The sequence below is a fragment of the Mesorhizobium sp. Primo-A genome (assembly GCF_003997175.1).
In the GTDB taxonomy this organism is placed as follows: Bacteria; Pseudomonadota; Alphaproteobacteria; order Rhizobiales; family Rhizobiaceae; genus Mesorhizobium; species Mesorhizobium ciceri.
In genome coordinates this window covers 1-426 of the sequence record NZ_RZTG01000066.1, presented here as the reverse complement: position 1 = coordinate 426, position 426 = coordinate 1, and the positions used below count along the sequence as shown (strand labels likewise).

General features: G+C 42.3%; 1 protein-coding gene. It reads right to left on the bottom strand.

The genetic code is table 11. The features are described from left to right. Positions 1–93: 93 nt before the first annotated feature. Positions 94–426: hypothetical protein (locus tag EOC83_RS33695; protein ID WP_206516577.1), on the bottom strand; the 333-nt coding region annotated here is incomplete at its 5' end.

Here is a 426-nt window from a genome sequence, read left to right as displayed (position 1 = left end):
ATTGTACTCGGGTTGATTCAATTCCATTGCATTCCATTCCATTCCATTCCATTCCATTCCGTTGCATTCCATTCCATTACATTCGGATTGATTCTATTCAACTCCCTTACTCTCCATTACATTCCATTCCATTCGGGCTGTTCCATTCCATTCCATTCCATTCCACTCCATTCCATTGCACTCGGGTTGATTCCATTCCATTCCATTCCATTCCATTCCATTCCATTCCATTCCATTCAGGAAGATTCCATTCCTTGCATTCCATTCCATTTCATCCCCTGCACTCTCGTTGATTCCATTCCATTCCATTCCATTCCATTCCATTCCATTCCATTCCTTTCCGTTCCATTCCATTCCATTCCATTCCATTCCGTTCCGTTCCGTTCCGTTACATTCCATTCCATTCCATTGTATTCGGGTTAATTC